Annotated in this window: 1 protein-coding gene; it reads left to right on the plus strand. The window is 71.8% G+C overall.

Going from position 1 to position 802, the window contains the following annotated elements:
- Positions 1–374 precede the first annotated feature (374 nt).
- On the plus strand, positions 375–802 hold a 428-nt coding region (locus ACZ56B_RS28130), incomplete at its 3' end, for a flavodoxin-dependent (E)-4-hydroxy-3-methylbut-2-enyl-diphosphate synthase (RefSeq protein ID WP_468796396.1).

Genomic DNA, 802 nt, shown 5'->3' on the forward strand with positions numbered 1-802 from the left:
CCGACGACACCAGGCACAAACGCTCCCCGCGTCGTCGGGTCGCCCCGGTACCTCCGGGTGCCGGGGCGACCCTCCGCCTCGCGATCGCACGCTCCCCCGGACCCTCGGCTTCGCTCGAGCAGGGGGACCCCCCCATGGCGTCGCCGGACCTGCCCTTCGGACGGACGACGTTCCTTTCGGAACACGCCCCGGCCCCGCTCCCGACACCTCCCGTTCACGACGGCCCGGAACCCTTTCGTTCCGGGCCGTCGTCCTTTGGGCGGGTTTACGGACGGGATGTGCCCGGGCGCGGGCCCGTGCCGTAATCTCGGAGCCCGGAGCCCGCTGCTCACGGGGAGCCGGAGCTTGATCCACGACTTGGGGTTGCACAGCAGATGACTGCGATTTCTCTCGGCATGCCGTCCGTTCCGACCAAGCTCGCCGAGCGGCGGAGGAGCCGGCGGATCCAGGTCGGGTCGGTGGCGGTGGGCGGGGACGCGCCGGTGTCGGTGCAGTCGATGACGACCACGCGCACGTCCGACATCGGCGCGACGCTGCAGCAGATCGCCGAGCTGACCGCGTCGGGCTGTCAGATCGTGCGGGTGGCCTGCCCGACCCAGGACGACGCGGACGCGCTGGCGGTGATCGCGCGCAAGTCGCAGATCCCGGTGATCGCCGACATCCACTTCCAGCCCAAGTACGTGTTCGCCGCGATCGAGGCGGGGTGCGCGGCGGTGCGGGTCAATCCGGGCAACATCAAGCGGTTCGACGACCAGGTCCGGGAGATCGCCCGGGCGGCGGGGGAGCGGGGCACCCCGATCCG

The sequence above is a fragment of the Streptomyces sp. NPDC034670 genome, from assembly GCF_055574875.1.